This window comes from Yoonia rosea (assembly GCF_900156505.1).
In the GTDB taxonomy this organism is placed as follows: Bacteria; Pseudomonadota; Alphaproteobacteria; order Rhodobacterales; family Rhodobacteraceae; genus Yoonia; species Yoonia rosea.
Map to the genome: position 1 here is coordinate 1,382,643 of NZ_FTPR01000001.1, position 14,075 is coordinate 1,396,717.

Annotated in this window: 19 protein-coding genes and 1 tRNA gene; 13 read left to right on the forward strand and 7 right to left on the reverse strand. The window is 57.9% G+C overall.

Going from position 1 to position 14,075, the window contains the following annotated elements; translation table 11 throughout:
- Positions 1-194: 194 nt before the first annotated feature.
- The 4 genes from B0B09_RS06765 to B0B09_RS06780 all read left to right on the forward strand — a co-directional run bounded on the left by B0B09_RS06765 (position 195) and on the right by B0B09_RS06780 (position 2,713).
- Positions 195-497 (forward strand): BufA1 family periplasmic bufferin-type metallophore, encoded by a 303-nt coding sequence (locus tag B0B09_RS06765; RefSeq protein ID WP_076658941.1) that lies wholly within the window; start codon positions 195-197, stop codon positions 495-497.
- A 65-nt stretch (positions 498-562) separates the two neighbouring features.
- Entirely contained in the window at positions 563-1,417 is an 855-nt protein-coding gene (bufB, locus tag B0B09_RS06770) for an MNIO family bufferin maturase (RefSeq protein WP_076658942.1), read from the forward strand.
- Entirely contained in the window at positions 1,414-2,151 is a 738-nt protein-coding gene (locus B0B09_RS06775) for an HvfC/BufC N-terminal domain-containing protein (RefSeq protein WP_076658943.1), read from the forward strand. Before bufB ends, B0B09_RS06775 begins: the two co-directional genes overlap by 4 nt.
- A 13-nt stretch (positions 2,152-2,164) precedes the next feature.
- Positions 2,165-2,713 carry a DoxX family protein gene (locus tag B0B09_RS06780; protein WP_076658944.1) on the forward strand — a complete coding sequence of 183 codons (549 nt, stop codon included), beginning with the start codon at positions 2,165-2,167 and terminating at the stop codon, positions 2,711-2,713.
- Here B0B09_RS06780 and B0B09_RS06785 read toward each other — a convergent pair.
- Entirely contained in the window at positions 2,697-3,065 is a 369-nt protein-coding gene (locus B0B09_RS06785) for a hypothetical protein (RefSeq protein WP_055296570.1), read from the reverse strand. The two genes, B0B09_RS06780 and B0B09_RS06785, sit on opposite strands and share 17 nt — an antisense overlap.
- Before the next feature lie 45 nt (positions 3,066-3,110).
- Complete coding sequence (locus tag B0B09_RS06790) at positions 3,111-3,440, reverse strand: arsenate reductase family protein (protein ID WP_076658945.1); 330 nt, start codon at positions 3,438-3,440, stop codon at positions 3,111-3,113.
- 175 nt (positions 3,441-3,615) lie between these two features.
- On the opposite strand from B0B09_RS06790, the gene B0B09_RS06795 reads away from it, so the two are divergent.
- The gene (locus tag B0B09_RS06795) at positions 3,616-3,825 is read left to right on the forward strand and encodes a cold-shock protein (protein ID WP_055296568.1); all 210 of its coding nucleotides are present in this window, start codon (positions 3,616-3,618) and stop codon (positions 3,823-3,825) included.
- 54 nt (positions 3,826-3,879) lie between these two features.
- On the opposite strand, the gene B0B09_RS06800 is transcribed toward B0B09_RS06795, so the two are convergent.
- From B0B09_RS06800 to thyX, 4 genes are all read right to left on the reverse strand, one after another.
- Positions 3,880-4,857, reverse strand: coding sequence for a hypothetical protein (locus tag B0B09_RS06800; protein WP_076658946.1), 978 nt, complete (start codon positions 4,855-4,857; stop codon positions 3,880-3,882).
- Positions 4,858-5,092: 235 nt separating this feature from the next.
- The gene (locus B0B09_RS17905; RefSeq protein WP_165689301.1) at positions 5,093-5,242 is read right to left on the reverse strand and encodes a hypothetical protein; all 150 of its coding nucleotides are present in this window, start codon (positions 5,240-5,242) and stop codon (positions 5,093-5,095) included.
- A 96-nt stretch (positions 5,243-5,338) separates the two neighbouring features.
- A complete protein-coding gene (locus B0B09_RS06810; RefSeq protein WP_076658948.1) occupies positions 5,339-6,190 on the reverse strand; it encodes an AbiJ-NTD4 domain-containing protein in 852 nt (283 codons plus the stop codon).
- Entirely contained in the window at positions 6,187-7,092 is a 906-nt protein-coding gene (thyX, locus tag B0B09_RS06815) for an FAD-dependent thymidylate synthase (RefSeq protein WP_076658949.1), read from the reverse strand. The genes B0B09_RS06810 and thyX overlap by 4 nt, the downstream gene beginning before the upstream one ends.
- 177 nt (positions 7,093-7,269) lie before the next feature.
- Here thyX and B0B09_RS06820 point away from each other — a divergent pair, with 177 nt between their 5' ends.
- Positions 7,270-8,166 (forward strand): hypothetical protein, encoded by an 897-nt coding sequence (locus B0B09_RS06820; RefSeq protein WP_131825007.1) that lies wholly within the window; start codon positions 7,270-7,272, stop codon positions 8,164-8,166.
- Between the two features lie 15 nt (positions 8,167-8,181).
- Positions 8,182-9,558 carry a surface lipoprotein assembly modifier gene (locus B0B09_RS06825; RefSeq protein WP_076658951.1) on the forward strand — a complete coding sequence of 459 codons (1,377 nt, stop codon included), beginning with the start codon at positions 8,182-8,184 and terminating at the stop codon, positions 9,556-9,558.
- Between the two features lie 13 nt (positions 9,559-9,571).
- On the opposite strand, the gene B0B09_RS06830 is transcribed toward B0B09_RS06825, so the two are convergent.
- A tRNA-Thr gene (locus B0B09_RS06830) sits at positions 9,572-9,646 on the reverse strand.
- An 87-nt stretch (positions 9,647-9,733) separates the two neighbouring features.
- Between B0B09_RS06830 and B0B09_RS17910 the strand changes: the two genes are divergently transcribed.
- The 6 genes from B0B09_RS17910 to B0B09_RS06855 all read left to right on the forward strand — a co-directional run bounded on the left by B0B09_RS17910 (position 9,734) and on the right by B0B09_RS06855 (position 14,028).
- Positions 9,734-9,883: a hypothetical protein gene (locus tag B0B09_RS17910; protein ID WP_165689302.1), complete on the forward strand. Its 150-nt coding sequence runs from the start codon at positions 9,734-9,736 to the stop codon at positions 9,881-9,883.
- Positions 9,884-9,888: 5 nt separating this feature from the next.
- Positions 9,889-11,154 carry a UDP-N-acetylglucosamine 1-carboxyvinyltransferase gene (gene murA, locus B0B09_RS06835; protein ID WP_076658952.1) on the forward strand — a complete coding sequence of 422 codons (1,266 nt, stop codon included), beginning with the start codon at positions 9,889-9,891 and terminating at the stop codon, positions 11,152-11,154.
- Positions 11,151-11,630, forward strand: coding sequence for a DUF2948 family protein (locus B0B09_RS06840; protein WP_076658953.1), 480 nt, complete (start codon positions 11,151-11,153; stop codon positions 11,628-11,630). The genes murA and B0B09_RS06840 overlap by 4 nt, the downstream gene beginning before the upstream one ends.
- Positions 11,631-11,767: 137 nt before the next feature.
- The gene (gene hisD, locus B0B09_RS06845) at positions 11,768-13,078 is read left to right on the forward strand and encodes a histidinol dehydrogenase (RefSeq protein WP_076658954.1); all 1,311 of its coding nucleotides are present in this window, start codon (positions 11,768-11,770) and stop codon (positions 13,076-13,078) included.
- Positions 13,075-13,554 carry a UPF0262 family protein gene (locus B0B09_RS06850; RefSeq protein ID WP_055296553.1) on the forward strand — a complete coding sequence of 160 codons (480 nt, stop codon included), beginning with the start codon at positions 13,075-13,077 and terminating at the stop codon, positions 13,552-13,554. The genes hisD and B0B09_RS06850 overlap by 4 nt, the downstream gene beginning before the upstream one ends.
- A 3-nt stretch (positions 13,555-13,557) precedes the next feature.
- Positions 13,558-14,028 (forward strand): arsenate-mycothiol transferase ArsC, encoded by a 471-nt coding sequence (locus tag B0B09_RS06855; protein ID WP_055296551.1) that lies wholly within the window; start codon positions 13,558-13,560, stop codon positions 14,026-14,028.
- Positions 14,029-14,075 lie beyond the last annotated feature (47 nt).

Genomic DNA, 14,075 nt, shown 5'->3' on the forward strand with positions numbered 1-14,075 from the left:
GGCGGGTTCTTTGTTTTTTAAAGAAAATTACAGGTGCGGCAGGCGGTCGCAGGCAAAAACAACCTCACATCACCTCACGCGGGCGCGATGCACAGCCCTGTGAATAGCGCGCCGACGCAATTGGCCGCTAGGGTTTGGTCATCGCCGATCATCGGTGAGAGATTATTGCTGACCCAACTCAAGGAGATTTTTTCATGTCCACCACTACAAAAACACTTTTCCTCGCAAGCGCTGTTGCCACTGCTGTTGCCGGCCTCGCGACAACCGCTGCGGCACAGGAAAACGAAAAATGCTTCGGCGTCTCGCTGGCTGGCGAGAACGGCTGCGCCGCAGGTCCCGGCACGTCATGTGCAGGCACGTCCACCGTTGACTACCAGGGCAACGCCTGGACGCTGGTACCCGCCGGCACCTGCGAAACCATGGAACTGCCAGCGGCAGCCGACGGCATGGCACGTATGGGTTCGCTCGAAGCCCTCGACCGCGATCTGCCTGCATAAGCTGAACACTGCGTAAGGTGGAACTTGTTCCACCTTACGTCTCCTCTGCCCAAAGGTGCCTTGCCATGTTCGACGCCATCCAAAACCTCACCCTGCCCGCACGTCCCGGCGTGGGCTACAAGGCCCAGCACTATCGCGACATCATGGATCACCCCGGCCCGCTCGGTTGGCTGGAAGTTCATGCCGAGAACTACATGGGCGACGGCGGCCGCCCGATTGCGCAGCTGCGCCACCTTGCCGAACGCTTTCCCATCTCTGTTCACGGCGTGGGCCTGTCGATCGGTGGCGAAGGGGCACTGGATGCCGACCACCTTGCCCGCCTCAAGCACCTGATTTCATGGCTCAACCCTGCCAGTTTCTCTGAGCATCTGGCGTGGTCCACGCACGACAGCCATTTCTACAACGACCTGCTACCACTCCCCTACACCCGCCAGACGCTCGACCGTGTCGCCTCTCACATCAACCAAGTCCAAGACACGGTCGGGCGCCCCATGTTGCTGGAAAACCCCTCCAGCTATCTGGCATTTGCCGAAAGCACGATGTCGGAAACCGATTTTCTGCGCGCACTCACACAGCGCACGGGATGCGGGCTACTGCTGGACGTCAACAACGTCTTTGTCAGCGCCACCAACCTCAAGACCTCACCACAAGCCTATATTGACACCTTCCCGCTCGCCGCTGTTGGCGAAATCCATCTTGGCGGACACGATGAGGATGAAGACGAAACAGGCGCCCCCCTCTTGATCGACAGCCATGGCAAAGCGGTGGTTGATCCGGTTTGGGCCCTGCTGGATTACACGCTGGCCAAATGCGGCCCGAAACCGCTCTTGATCGAATGGGATACGGATGTGCCGGAATGGGCCGTTCTGTCCGGTGAAATCGCACGCGCTGACCGCGCGCTGGCGATGGTGGTGTCATGACCGTCACACAAGCCGCTTTCCGCGCCGCAATGTTGGACCCTGCGGCAGCTGTGCCTGTTGGCATCGTTAATCCCGATGGCAAGGCCGCCAGTAAACGCTTTGATGTCTACCGCAACAACGTGGCCGTTGGTCTCTCTGACGCGCTCGAGGCCGCATTCCCTGTTGTGCGCAAGCTGGTTGGCGATGAATTCTTTCGCGCGATGGCCGGTGTTTACCTGCGCCAGCATCCGCCCAAGACCCCGCTGATGATGTTCTACGGTGACGCGATGCCCCGGTTTCTGGCCCGCTTCAAACCAACGCAATCCTTTAGCTACCTGCCCGACATCGCCCGCATCGAGCTTGCCATGCGCCACGCCTATCATGCCGCCGATGCGGCACCGATTGCAGCCGAGGCGCTGACGGCTCTTGCGCCCGATGCGCTGATGGGTGTGCGTTTGCGCATTGCGCCCGCGACACAATTGGTCAGCTCAAACTATCCAATCCACGCCATCTACCGTGCCAACACAGAACCCGATGCGCCTAAACCCGTAATGCAGCCCGAGGCTGTGTTGATCGCGCGGACCGGTTTCGATCCCACCTTGCATCTGATCAATGGCGCCGCGGCAACTTGCATTGCTGCGCTTCAAGCTGGGGAAACCCTGGGCCAGACCATCGCGACCGCCGATGACAGTCTCGATCTGGGTGCTGTTCTCGGGTTGCTTCTGGCGCAGGGCGCTGTGACTGAAATTTACTGAAAGGCCCATTGCAATGACCACCATGCCGCTTTCCCAGTTGGCCCAGCCCATCAACCGCCTAGGCGATGCGATCCTCCCGTTACTCGCAAGACTGGTTTTCGCAGGTGTGCTCCTGATCTATTACTGGAATTCAGGTTTGACCAAACTGGGCGACGGGATTTTCGGGTTTCTGCAACCTTCTGCCGGTGCCTATGTTCAGATCTTCCCCAAAGCCATGGAAGCGGCAGGCTATGACACATCGCAACTCACAGTCTTTCACTGGGCTGTGGCGACCGGCGGCACAATTGCAGAATTTCTCTTGCCGCTCTTGATCGTGATCGGACTTTTCACGCGCCTCGCAGCCATGGGCATGATCGGCTTTATTATCATGCAATCTCTGACAGACCTTTTCGGCCATGGCGGGATCAGCCACGAAGGCACATTGGGCGCGTGGTTTGACCGGATGTCAGACGCGCTGATCCTTGATCAACGGGCGTTCTGGGTGCTTTGTCTGATGATACTGGTGCTGAAAGGCGCAGGCGCGCTATCCATGGACCGTCTGATCTTCAGAAATGCGCCTTAGGCTCGTCGGGTTTGCCCGCCGCAATCGCGAGCAAGCCACCGAGTGCCACAAAGCCGATCGGGAACATCGTCCCCACATTGAACCCGAAGGCCGCATAGAAACAAAATGCGCTAACCAGCATCAAAACACCGCCCCACAGGGCGCGGGCCTTGGCCATGGCACCGCCGGCAATCGCCAAAAGCGGTGCGACAAAACTGGCAAAACGGATAAAGCCCGGGTTTTCAAGTAAGCCGAAAAGCTCGCCTACCTCGGAATGACGCTCAGACAATTCGGCATATCCATAGCCGAACAAACCGACGAGAATACCGATCAAACCACCGATGAGGCCAAGTACGCTTGCGGCGTTGCGCATTGTTCGTCTCCTTACTGCTCACATCATCACATAAGCAGTCAAACGTCAGTCGCCAAGGTATTTTGCCTGAACATCCGCTTTCCAGCCGATTGTCCATCCACCATCCACCTCAATCACAGGGCGTTTCATCAGTGTCGGATGGGCGGCCAGAAGATCGGCAGGGGCCGCGTCCTTTTCGGCATCCGTCAGACCGCGCCATGTGGTTGAGGCGCGGTTGATCGCGGCATCACCGAACTGCGCAATAATCGCAGCGCGATCCGCGTCCGAGACACCATCAGCACGCACGTCGATCACTTGCGGGCTATGTCCAGCCGCAGCCAGCGCCTTAAGCGCTTTTCGACATGTATCGCACGCCTTTAAACCAAAAAACCGCATTTCGCCTCCATTTTCAGCAATAAATCACCAGATAACGCCGATGCGACCTTGTGTCATTTGCCTTTTGCACAAAACCTATAATTCTTAGAGCACGAAGGCGAAGGGAAGTCCGCTGATCGCGGGGCCCAAGACCTGCCCAACCCTACGGGGTGCGATAATTTAAGGAGAGCGGAGCATGCCAAGTGGCACCGTAAAGTGGTTTAATACGACAAAAGGTTACGGGTTTATTGCGCCCGACGATGGCGGCGTGGATATTTTCGTCCATATTTCGGCAGTGGAACAATCCGGCCTGACGGGGCTTGCCGACGACCAGAAAGTGACCTTTGATCTGATCGAAGGGCGTGACGGGCGCAAGATGGCGGGCAATATCGCCAAAGCCGAGTAAGCGCCGAAGCACCGCTATCATCAAGGACAACAGGGTGCACCCGTTGCACCCTGACTAGTACTTCCTTTCGGGCATGCGGCTGCGGACCAGTGCCAGCATGTCGTCTTTTTCCATGACCGGGGTGCGGAGGGTTTCTTCCTCTTTGCGCAATTCCTTGTCAAAGGCCTTCTGGCGCGCGACAATCGCGTCACGCTCGCGCATGTAGACCAGCACAGCGCCCGCGCACTGCAGACTGAAAAAGAACAGCATCACAAAAAGCGTTACGGCGATCAGGATGATCGCATCGAGGCCCAACGTGGCGAAATCCCCCAATTCGTCAAAGGTCGCGATCCGGGCAATCTCGGCCAGGGCATTCTGTGCAAGACCTGCCATCGCAAGGCCGACAACCACCAGCGGAACCGCAAAGGACAGCCCCACATAGGACAGCAGCACCAAGAGGAAGACAGGGACAAATCCGTTGCCGAAACCATAGAACGGCGTGTGCGCGCGGTCGGTCGGGTCCTTGCCCACCGACGCCCCTGCGAATGGCACCAGAAGGGCCGCGCGCAGCGCAAAGCTGACAAGCGCGACCGCCCCGATCAGCACCCATGTCAGAACGGGGCTGATCGCCGTCAAATCCGCGACCAAAGCATCCGTGTCGCGCGCGTCGAGGGACGCGAGGTCAGCCATATCCAGCGGCGTCAGCAAGATGAAAACCGCCACGCTGGCGACAAACAGGACAAGCATGACGGCCGTCTCGAAAATGCTATAGCCGATGGCGGGCTTCATCATGCCGAAATAGCTCACACGGGGGCGGATGTGATGCGCCTGCAACCCCACCCGCAGGCCGACCATAACAGGTACGACGCTGACCCCGACACCAAAGGCCATGGCAAGCAGAAAACCGAAGAGCGGTGACACCAGCATGGCGACGACGATCACGATCAAGGCCAGAAACGCAAAGGCAAAGAGCGCAAGGATCAGCGCTGGCAAGGCGACGAGATACCGCCACAGGATGGAGAACGAAAACGGGATTGCACGCAAAAAGATCACGACCGGATCTCCTTAGATAAAACAGTTATGGCCACTATGACCGCAAAAACACGCGCATAAAGCAAAAACTTTGCGGCATTCATGGGGCGCGGTGGTTTGGTGGACCCCTCGTGGGATTTGCCGGTGCGCGCGATGGCCATTCTGCGGCAGGCTGCCGCACAGACGCAGGCGGCGCGGCCGTTCGTGCTTGATGCACTGTGTGCGCGCCGTCTTGGAAAGGGTCCCGTAGGCGGTTTCAGGCGCGCACGGTCAGAGCCCTGGCGGCGCAGCCGACCACTTCCGCAATGACCGCGATGACGCGGCGCATGTGCATGAGTGTTGGATCAATCCGGTCAAGCACGGTTTGGTGGCGGATGTCCGCGATTGGCCGTATTCGTCGTGGCATCGGGATTGTGGTGACGTAGGGCGGGGGCTCCCCCGCCAATCCGGTGGGTGATGTGTGGTGTTGGGGGGTGTCGGGAAGAACCTTGTCCTACTTCAGCTAACCTTCTCTGGCCTTGATAGAGACGAGGTAGTTAGAAAAAGCGCTACATGCCACCAACATGTATTTCGCGTCCTCCAATTTTAGATTCTCTTCTTCCATCAAAGCATGACGAATGCCGTTTGCATCAGAACTATAAGCGTACAACTTCTCAAAACCGTCACGTAGGGCTGGATGCAGCGAATAGGACTCCATAATTCTCTTCAGCGGTTTAGATACACCACCTGGCCGTTCTCCGGTTACGTATGACACAGCGGCCTCGACCGCAGAAATAGACTCCTTGATGCTATTTCTAAAATCAGGCGATGTCGCATCACTGTACAATTCGGCGGCTCGTTGAATGTGCACTTTGACGGATGTTGAAGGATTGTCCGACATTGCCTGAGCTACTTCCGAAAGTTCAGCATCGTCGGTAACTTTTACAAGAATGCGTCCTGCAAAGCGAAATTGAGCACGTTCTCGTTCAAATATTTCATTGCATTGACTTGGAAAGTCATCTCTCACGTAATCTTCACTAGGACCACTCTTAGCTAGAAACTCCAACAAACCATAAGCTTCGAAGAACGGTCTTCTGAAAAAAAAGTCGCGCAAAGTATCTAAAGCAACCAAAGGACTTCTAGGTCTTTCGTCTACAGACTCTTTGAAAAAGTGAAACCAAACCTTGTAAGTTACTGCGTCAAAACTTCGACCGTATCCCGTTACTTGGCCAATAATGTCACGCTCAGCTACTTCACAAAGATAGTAATGCCTCATTATGTCCCAAAGCCCGGACCTAAGAGATTTGGGCATCTCTTGCTCGTCAAGTTCAACCTTTACTGGACGATAACCAAATCGTTCCGCAAAATCACTCACCCAATAATCCCTTCAAACTCCCGCCATTCCCCCTTGCTCATCCCAGAGGTCTCTTGCGTGACCTCTTCACCCTTAAGCATACGGCGCACGCAGTCAATCGCCTTAGACGAGAGTGTGGCGCCGCCCATGCGGTAGTCCTCAAACGCGCCGTAGGCGGCGGGCACCCAGTCGGCGACGACTTTACAGATTTCCTCGGCGTAGACGCGGATTTCGTATTGGGCGTGGCTGTCGGCGCGCAGGCGCAGGAAGTGGAACAGGTTGTGCAGGTCCACCTTCCAGTACCATTGCGTATAGATGTTGGCGGGCAGGTTCATGCGGGCGAGTTCGCGGGCGAGGCCCTGTTGGCCGTCATCCGAGATCATCTCGGCATAGTGGTCATAGCAGCGCGCGGCGTCGCCTTTGAGGTATTCCAGCACGCGGGCCGCTTCCTCGCCGGTCAGCGCCTCGCCCCTGCCCTGATTGTTGATCACCGATTGCGCGGCGAGTTTGTCGGGTTCGGGGATATAGAATTCGCGGTCGAGGATCGAATAGCGCGCCGAGTATTCGTTGACGTTGGCCGTGCGGTGCCGGATCCATTGGCGGGCGACAAAGACGGGCAGTTTGACGTGCAGCTTGATCTCGCACATCTCGAAGGGGGTCGAGTGCCAGTGCCGCATCAGGTAGCGGATCAGCCCTTCGTCGTTCTGGACCGATTTGGTGCCCTTGCCATAGGACACGCGCGCCGCCTGACAGATCGCCGCATCATCGCCCATATAGTCGATCACGCGGATGAACCCGTGGTCGAGCACGTCATAGGCTTTGTACAGGTGCCCTTCCATCCCTTCGGACACCGCGCGCAATGTGGGTTTGGCATTGCTGCGGAGTGTGTCGATTTCGGCCTGTTGGTCTGGGGTGATGGGCATGGCGTGTCTCCGGGCTGACGGTGAGTCGGGATAAAGTTGCGCCACTATAGAAAATGGCGGCCTGCGACAAAACCCGAAAGCAACACTACCTACAATTGCATCATTTGCATCTTGCATCCGATCGGACATGCTGAATAGTGGTGCGCAGTTTTGACCCTTTTCCAGAGAGGAAATCCAATGAAAAGAATGCTGTACTTAGTCTCCACTCTCGCTTTGCTGGCGGCATGTAATGATCGTAGCGCGGCGACAAATGATGAGGTGGAGCAGCCCGATACCGGCGGTGGTGCTGGGAGTGATGGTGGTCCTACAGCATCTTTGGGTGATGTAGACTCGGGCACGCTGGAAGACGGTGTGGTGACCGTGGTCGTTGCATTGGACGGTGAAGATGCCATTCAGGAGTATGCGTTGACAGGCAATGTGAACGGTTATGCGCGCTATGACCAGCAGGAAACCTCGATCAACAGAGCGTTCACCGCAATTGCCGGGTCATCTTCGGAAGAAAACGAGCTTGTCGCGATTGTGACGATGGATGGTGGCCAGTTTAACCGCTTCTTTGGCGGAGCCGTTCTGGAACAGGGTGATTTCTCCGCGCCTGCCAGTGGTTTTTCATACTACAGTGGCAATTACGCAGGTCTGGTAAATGTGGGTAGCCCGCTGCCCCCCGGTGGCGGCGCTCCTGATGCTGTCACACCATTTGGCGTAGGTGAGGTCGTCGGCTCCGTATATTTGATCGCAGATTTTACCGATAACGCGACGGAAGGCACGATTTATGGACGTCAGGTCGACATCGGTAACGGATTTCAAGATTTGGAAGATGTCGTATTGATCGCAACTGATATTGCAGCTGATGGCACGTTTAACGGTTCAGTCGAGTTGGGTGACCTGACCGGCGTTGGTACCTATAGCGGCGCCTTCGGTGGCGATGATGCCACTTACGTTGGCGGTATCGTTGCGCTAGGTGATGGCGCATACGTAGATATCTTTGAAGAGGGTGTGGATACGTCAAATTTGCAGGAGTACGGCCTGTTCGTTATCGGGCAATGTGAACCAGCGAGTTGTTTTTCCGCGCCGTGAGCGAACTGGCAGTAGATGAAACATATATGTCTTACAATCGCGCTGGCCCTTCTGGGGGCCAGCGCTTATGCGCAAACGACAGTTGATTTAAGCATCGACCAAGCGCGCAACATTGCGACACAGGCGCTGTTGTCAGACGACCCCGCCCTTGCCCTTCAAATCGCAGAGGCCGTTCTAGCCCAGCGCCCCGATGACCGCACCGCCCTGATCGTTATTGCAGCCGCCGCGCCGCGGCTGGGCGATGCCGCCCGTGGACGTGCCGCAGGTGCGCGCGCCTTTGCCGTGTCCCAAAACGATGCACAAAGATACGAGGCCGCCCGCCTGACCGCCTTGGCCGCCGCAAATGACCAGCGCTATACGCTTGCCACATTCTGGTTGCGCCGCGCCCTGACGGTTGCACCCAATGAGCAAGAGCGTAACCGCACTCTGAATGACGCCCGTGGCGTGAGCCGTCTGAACCCGTGGTCTACGGGGCTTTCATTTTCGCTCGCGCCTTCAAACAACGTGAATGGCGGGGCCGAAGATGAAGCCTCGACCGCACCTGGAAACCCGACCGGCACATTGTCAGCCGATGCGCAGGCCATCTCGGGATGGCGCGCAGTCCTTGCGTTCAACACCAATTATCGCCTGCACCAATCGCGCCAGAGCCGCACGACCGTCGGCGCGCAATATCGCGGCACACGTGTGCGCATCACTGACGACATCGACATCCCCGATGAAGCTTTCACAACCGATTACTCCGAAGTTTCCCTGCGCCATGAGCGTGCGCTCGAAAACGGCACGCTTTCCTTGCGTGCGACGCGCGGACTTTACGAATATCGCGACCTGAGTGGGCCTTCAGGTGCGCAGGTTGTCGACGACGAATACTACGACATCTGGCGTTTGGGTATCGACCGTCAGGTGCCGCTGAATGCCCAGACTGTATTATCTTTTTCGGTTGGTCGGGAACGGCTGGACTATCAGAACGTGGGTATTGGCGAAGTCAACCGCGTGACAGTTGGTACTGGCCTTGCGCGCCAACTCGCAAGCCGCGACCGTATCGGTGGCAACATCACACTGGTTGATAACAAGGGCGACAACGTAAACTACACATCGCGGGATCTGACGCTGAGCGGGAATTATCGCTGGGCTGAACCGTTGGGGCCGATCACCCTTGGCCTTGGCGGGGGATTCCGCTGGAGCGATTATCCTGATTACAACCTGTTGTTTGCCGTCACAGGCGGCCGTCAGGACCGCACGGTTTTTGCCAATGCCGATATCGGCTTTCCGCAGATATCCTATGCAGGCTTCACCCCCGGCCTGCGGATCGACGCAAACCGCACAGACAGCAACGTCAGCCGTTTCGATCGCACGACATTTTCAGCGAGCCTGACGATTTCATCGCAGTTCTAGCATATCAGGGGGATGGTGCTGTGAGAGAGGATTGAACTCTCGACCTCACCCTTACCAAGGGTGTGCTCTGCCACTGAGCTACCACAGCATCCGTGAGGCGGGGAATTAGCGGCAATCGCACCTTGGTGCAAGCCCTCTCTGGACGGTTTTTGCGGGTATTGATAAGACCACCCCTATGAGCGACAAACAGACAAAGCCCAAAGGCGAAAAGAGCGTCCAAACCCGCGAAGACCGGTTGAAGGCGGCGTTGAAGGCCAATATGGCCAAACGCAAAGCGCAGGCACGCGCGCGGGCGGCGGCCCCGTCCGGTGAAGAGAAAGAGTAGGCAGCATGGATTCTATCGTGGTCACGGGCGGCACTCCGCTGAACGGCAAAATTGCGATTGCGGGGGCCAAGAATGCCGCCCTGACACTGATGCCTGCAACGTTGTTGTCAGAAGAGCCATTGACGCTGACCAACGCCCCGCGCCTGTCGGACATCGCGACGATGACCGCCCTGTTGCGGTCTTTGGGTGTGGAAGTGACCTCGATGCAGGATGGCAAGGTGCAGGTTTTGTCCAGCCATGCCATGACATCGACCACTGCGGATTATGAAATCGTGCGCAAAATGCGTGCCTCGAACCTTGTGTTGGGCCCGCTTCTGGCGCGGCATCATCAGGCGATTGTCTCCTTGCCCGGCGGCTGTGCCATCGGCGCGCGCCCGATGGATATCCATGTCACAGCACTTGAGGCGATGGGGGCAGAGATTGAATTGAAAGACGGCTATCTGCATGCCAAAGCCCCCGGCGGTTTGAAGGGCGCGCGGGTGCCGTTGCGCTTTGCCTCTGTGGGGGCGACCGAGAACGTGCTGATGGCAGCGACCTTGGCCAAAGGCACCACAGTGATCGAAAATGCCGCACGCGAGCCCGAGATCGTCGATCTGGCCAAATGCCTGCGCAGCATGGGTGCCCACATCGAGGGCGAAGGCACCAGCACGATTACCATCGAAGGTGTGGACCGTTTGGGTGCTGCGACCCACCCTGTCGTGACCGACCGGATCGAGCTTGGCACCTATATGCTGGCGCCTGTCTTTGCGGGTGGTGAAGTGGAGTGTCTGGGCGGACGCCTTGATCTGGTGGGCTCATTTGTTGAAAAACTGGATGCCGCCGGTGTGGATGTGAGCGAGACGGACCACGGCCTGAAGGTCAAACGCCGCACGGATCGTGCGCAGGCGGTGGATGTGACGACCGAAGTGTTCCCCGGTTTTCCTACCGATTTGCAGGCGCAGATGATGGCGATGCTCTGTACCGCTGACGGCACGTCAGTGCTGGAAGAAAAGATCTTTGAAAACCGCTTTATGCATGCACCAGAGCTGATCCGTATGGGGGCCAATATCGAGGTGCATGGGGGTGTCGCCACGGTGCGCGGTGTGGACCGCCTGAAAGGTGCGCCGGTGATGGCGACGGATTTGCGCGCCTCGGTGTCGCTGATCCTTGCAGGTTTGGCCGCAGAGGGCGAAACAACCGTCAGCCGGATCTATCACCTTGATCGCGGGTATGAGCATATCGAGGAAAAGCTGCGCGGTGTCGGTGCCCGAATTGAGCGGGTGTCGGCATGAGTGCAGATGCAACGTTTGAGGACGGGCGCGAGGCGCCTCTACGCCTGAAGGCGCTGGATACCGAGGATCTGGCGGTGATTGCCGCACTGGTGCAGGATGCGGTGTTTCCTGCAGCCGAGATGAAATGGGATCGCAAGGCGCGGCGTTTTGCGATTTTGCTCAACCGTTTTCGCTGGGAAGACGCGCCGAAGGCGGAGAAGCGCAAGCGCAGCTATGAGCGTGTGCAGTCGGTTTTGGCTGTGGAAGACGTGCTGAAGGTCCAGACCCAAGGCGTGGATAAGGCCGATGCGGATATGGTGTATTCGCTGCTCGCGATTGCGTTTCAGCCCGGTGAAGATGGCACCGGCCGTGTGGAGCTGACCCTTGCGGGCGATGGCGCGATTGCCTTGGAGGTTGAGGCCCTGGAGGTGCTGTTGCGCGACGTCACACGGCCTTACTTCGCGCCGTCAAAAAAGGCGCCGTCGCATCCCGAATAGCGCCACAGAGCCCCGGACCTGATCCGGGGCCTTTGGCATGCAACGCGGTCGAGGTCCCGGATCAAATCCGGGACGGCGCCGTGCTCTATTGATGCCCCCTGCCCTGAACGCTATGTCCTGCGCCAAGGAGAATGCCGATGCCACAGTTTCTATCCACCACTGATCCCGATTTCGAGGCCCGGTTTGCCGCGATCCTGAGCGCAAAGCGCGAAGACAGCCCCGATGTGGATCATGTCGTGGCAGAGATTATCGCGGATGTGCGCACGCGCGGCGATGCGGCCGTGCTGGAACTGACAGCAAAGTTTGACCGGCTCGACCTGACCGCGCAAAGCATGCGTTTCACGCCCGAAGAGATTGCGGCGGAATGTGCCAAGGTAGATAACGCCGATCGCGCCGCGTTGCAGCTCGCCGCTGACCGTATCCGCGCCTATCACAGCCGCCAGATGCCCGAAGACGCGCAGTGGACCGACCCCGACGGTGCAACATTGGGGTGGCGCTGGACGCCTGTGTCGGCAGCGGGACTTTATGTGCCGGGGGGAACGGCATCTTATCCGTCATCGGTCTTGATGAATGCGATTCCTGCAAAAGTGGCAGGCGTGCAGCGTTTGGCCATTGTCGTGCCGACACCGGACGGCGTGACCAATCCGCTGGTGTTGATGGCGGCGAAAATTGCCGGTGTGGACGAGATTTACCGGATCGGCGGCGCGCAGGCGATTGCCGCCCTTGCTTACGGGACCGAGACAATTGCGCCGGTCGACAAGATCACCGGCCCCGGCAACGCCTTTGTGGCAGCCGCCAAGCGGCGGGTGTTTGGCAAGGTGGGCATTGATATGATCGCAGGCCCGTCCGAGATTTTGGTAATTGCCGATAAGGACAATGATCCTGACTGGATCGCGCTTGATCTGCTGTCACAGGCCGAACATGACGCAAGCGCACAATCAATCCTGATCACCGATGATGCGGCTTTCGGGCAGGCTGTTGCGGCGGCCGTCGACAAGCGGCTGGAAACGCTGGAACGCCGCGCAATTGCCGGTGCGAGCTGGCGTGATTTCGGGGCCATCATCACCGTCAGGGATTTTGACGAGGCCGTGCGCCTGTCTGACCGGATTGCACCAGAGCACCTTGAGCTTTGCACGGCTGACGCTGACGCGCTATCTGCGAAAATCACCCATGCGGGTGCAATTTTCATTGGGGGTTGGACACCCGAGGCGATCGGTGACTACATTGGCGGCCCAAATCACGTATTGCCGACGGCCCGTTCCGCACGGTTCTCAAGCGGGCTTTCGGTCATGGACTTTATCAAACGCACGACCCTTTCACGCATGACCCCTGATGCGCTGGCCGCGATCGGGCCTGCGGCAGAACGTTTGGCAATATCGGAGAGCCTTGAAGCGCATGGCCTGTCCGTGCGCGCGCGTCTCGACCGCCTGAACAGAGGTGAGCCATGAGCAAGATCATCCATATCAACATTGACGACCGCAATCTGCCGCCGCCAACACCCGAGATTGATCAGGAACGTAAAGTGGCGATGTTCGATCTGCTGGAAGACAACAGCTTTGCCCTGCCCGCGCGAGAAGGGCGCGATGTGCCGCCCGGCCCCTACAAGCTGGAACTTTCCATCAAGGAACGCAGACTTGTCTTTGATATCAAGCAAGAAGATGACAGCGTGGCCGGTGAATTCCATCTGTCGCTCGGGCCGTTCCGGCAGGTCGTGAAGGACTATTTCCAGATTTGCGAAAGCTATTTTGACGCGGTCAAAACCCTGCCCCCCAGCCAGATCGAGACAATTGATATGGCCCGTCGCGGCATCCACAACGAAGGCGCACGGGTGTTGCAGGAACGTCTGGAGGGCAAGGCCGACGTTGATATCGACACCGCCCGCCGGCTTTTTACGTTGATTTGCGTGCTGCACTTTGGGGGCTAGGTAATGGCACAAGACAGCACATACGCACCCCTTCCCCAGTCGGTGCTGTTTTGCTGTGACCACAATTCTGTCCGCTCGCCCATGGCCGAAGGGATCATGAAAAAGCTCTATGGCAAACAGTGCTATATCCAGTCGGTTGGCGTAAAGAATGATCTGGAGATTGACGGGTTTGCCGTGGCTGTCTGTGCCGAAATGGGTGTCGAGCTGTCACGCCACCGGTCCCGCTCATTTGATGAAATGGAAGATTGGGGCGATGATCTGTCATCGTTCGATCTGGTGCTGGCGCTGTCGCCCGCAAGCCAGCGCCGCGCACTTGACCTGACGCAGTTCTATCATCTGGACGTCGAATACTGGCCGATCCTTGACCCCACAGGTCTGGGCGAGAGCCGCGATGCACGGCTGGACAGCTATCGCAAGACCCGCGATCAAATCACGGAGAAGCTTGTGTCACGGTTCGGCCCGGCATCCGTGTGACTTTTACCAAAGCTTAATTGCACCTCTGTATGGGTGGGAGAAATTCC

Coding starts and splice junctions, on each gene's coding strand:
- B0B09_RS06775 (WP_076658943.1), top strand. CDS start 1,414: ATGACCGTCACACAAGCCGCTTTCCGCGCCGCAATGTTGGACCCTGCG.
- thyX (WP_076658949.1), bottom strand. CDS start 7,092: ATGCCCATCACCCCAGACCAACAGGCCGAAATCGACACACTCCGCAGC.
- B0B09_RS06780 (WP_076658944.1), top strand. CDS start 2,165: ATGACCACCATGCCGCTTTCCCAGTTGGCCCAGCCCATCAACCGCCTA.
- B0B09_RS06850 (WP_055296553.1), top strand. CDS start 13,075: ATGAGCAAGATCATCCATATCAACATTGACGACCGCAATCTGCCGCCG.
- B0B09_RS06820 (WP_131825007.1), top strand. CDS start 7,270: ATGAAAAGAATGCTGTACTTAGTCTCCACTCTCGCTTTGCTGGCGGCA.
- B0B09_RS06825 (WP_076658951.1), top strand. CDS start 8,182: ATGAAACATATATGTCTTACAATCGCGCTGGCCCTTCTGGGGGCCAGC.
- B0B09_RS06795 (WP_055296568.1), top strand. CDS start 3,616: ATGCCAAGTGGCACCGTAAAGTGGTTTAATACGACAAAAGGTTACGGG.
- B0B09_RS06785 (WP_055296570.1), bottom strand. CDS start 3,065: ATGCGCAACGCCGCAAGCGTACTTGGCCTCATCGGTGGTTTGATCGGT.
- murA (WP_076658952.1), top strand. CDS start 9,889: ATGGATTCTATCGTGGTCACGGGCGGCACTCCGCTGAACGGCAAAATT.
- B0B09_RS06855 (WP_055296551.1), top strand. CDS start 13,558: ATGGCACAAGACAGCACATACGCACCCCTTCCCCAGTCGGTGCTGTTT.
- B0B09_RS06840 (WP_076658953.1), top strand. CDS start 11,151: ATGAGTGCAGATGCAACGTTTGAGGACGGGCGCGAGGCGCCTCTACGC.
- bufB (WP_076658942.1), top strand. CDS start 563: ATGTTCGACGCCATCCAAAACCTCACCCTGCCCGCACGTCCCGGCGTG.
- hisD (WP_076658954.1), top strand. CDS start 11,768: ATGCCACAGTTTCTATCCACCACTGATCCCGATTTCGAGGCCCGGTTT.
- B0B09_RS06765 (WP_076658941.1), top strand. CDS start 195: ATGTCCACCACTACAAAAACACTTTTCCTCGCAAGCGCTGTTGCCACT.
- B0B09_RS17910 (WP_165689302.1), top strand. CDS start 9,734: ATGAGCGACAAACAGACAAAGCCCAAAGGCGAAAAGAGCGTCCAAACC.
- B0B09_RS17905 (WP_165689301.1), bottom strand. CDS start 5,242: ATGCCACGACGAATACGGCCAATCGCGGACATCCGCCACCAAACCGTG.
- B0B09_RS06790 (WP_076658945.1), bottom strand. CDS start 3,440: ATGCGGTTTTTTGGTTTAAAGGCGTGCGATACATGTCGAAAAGCGCTT.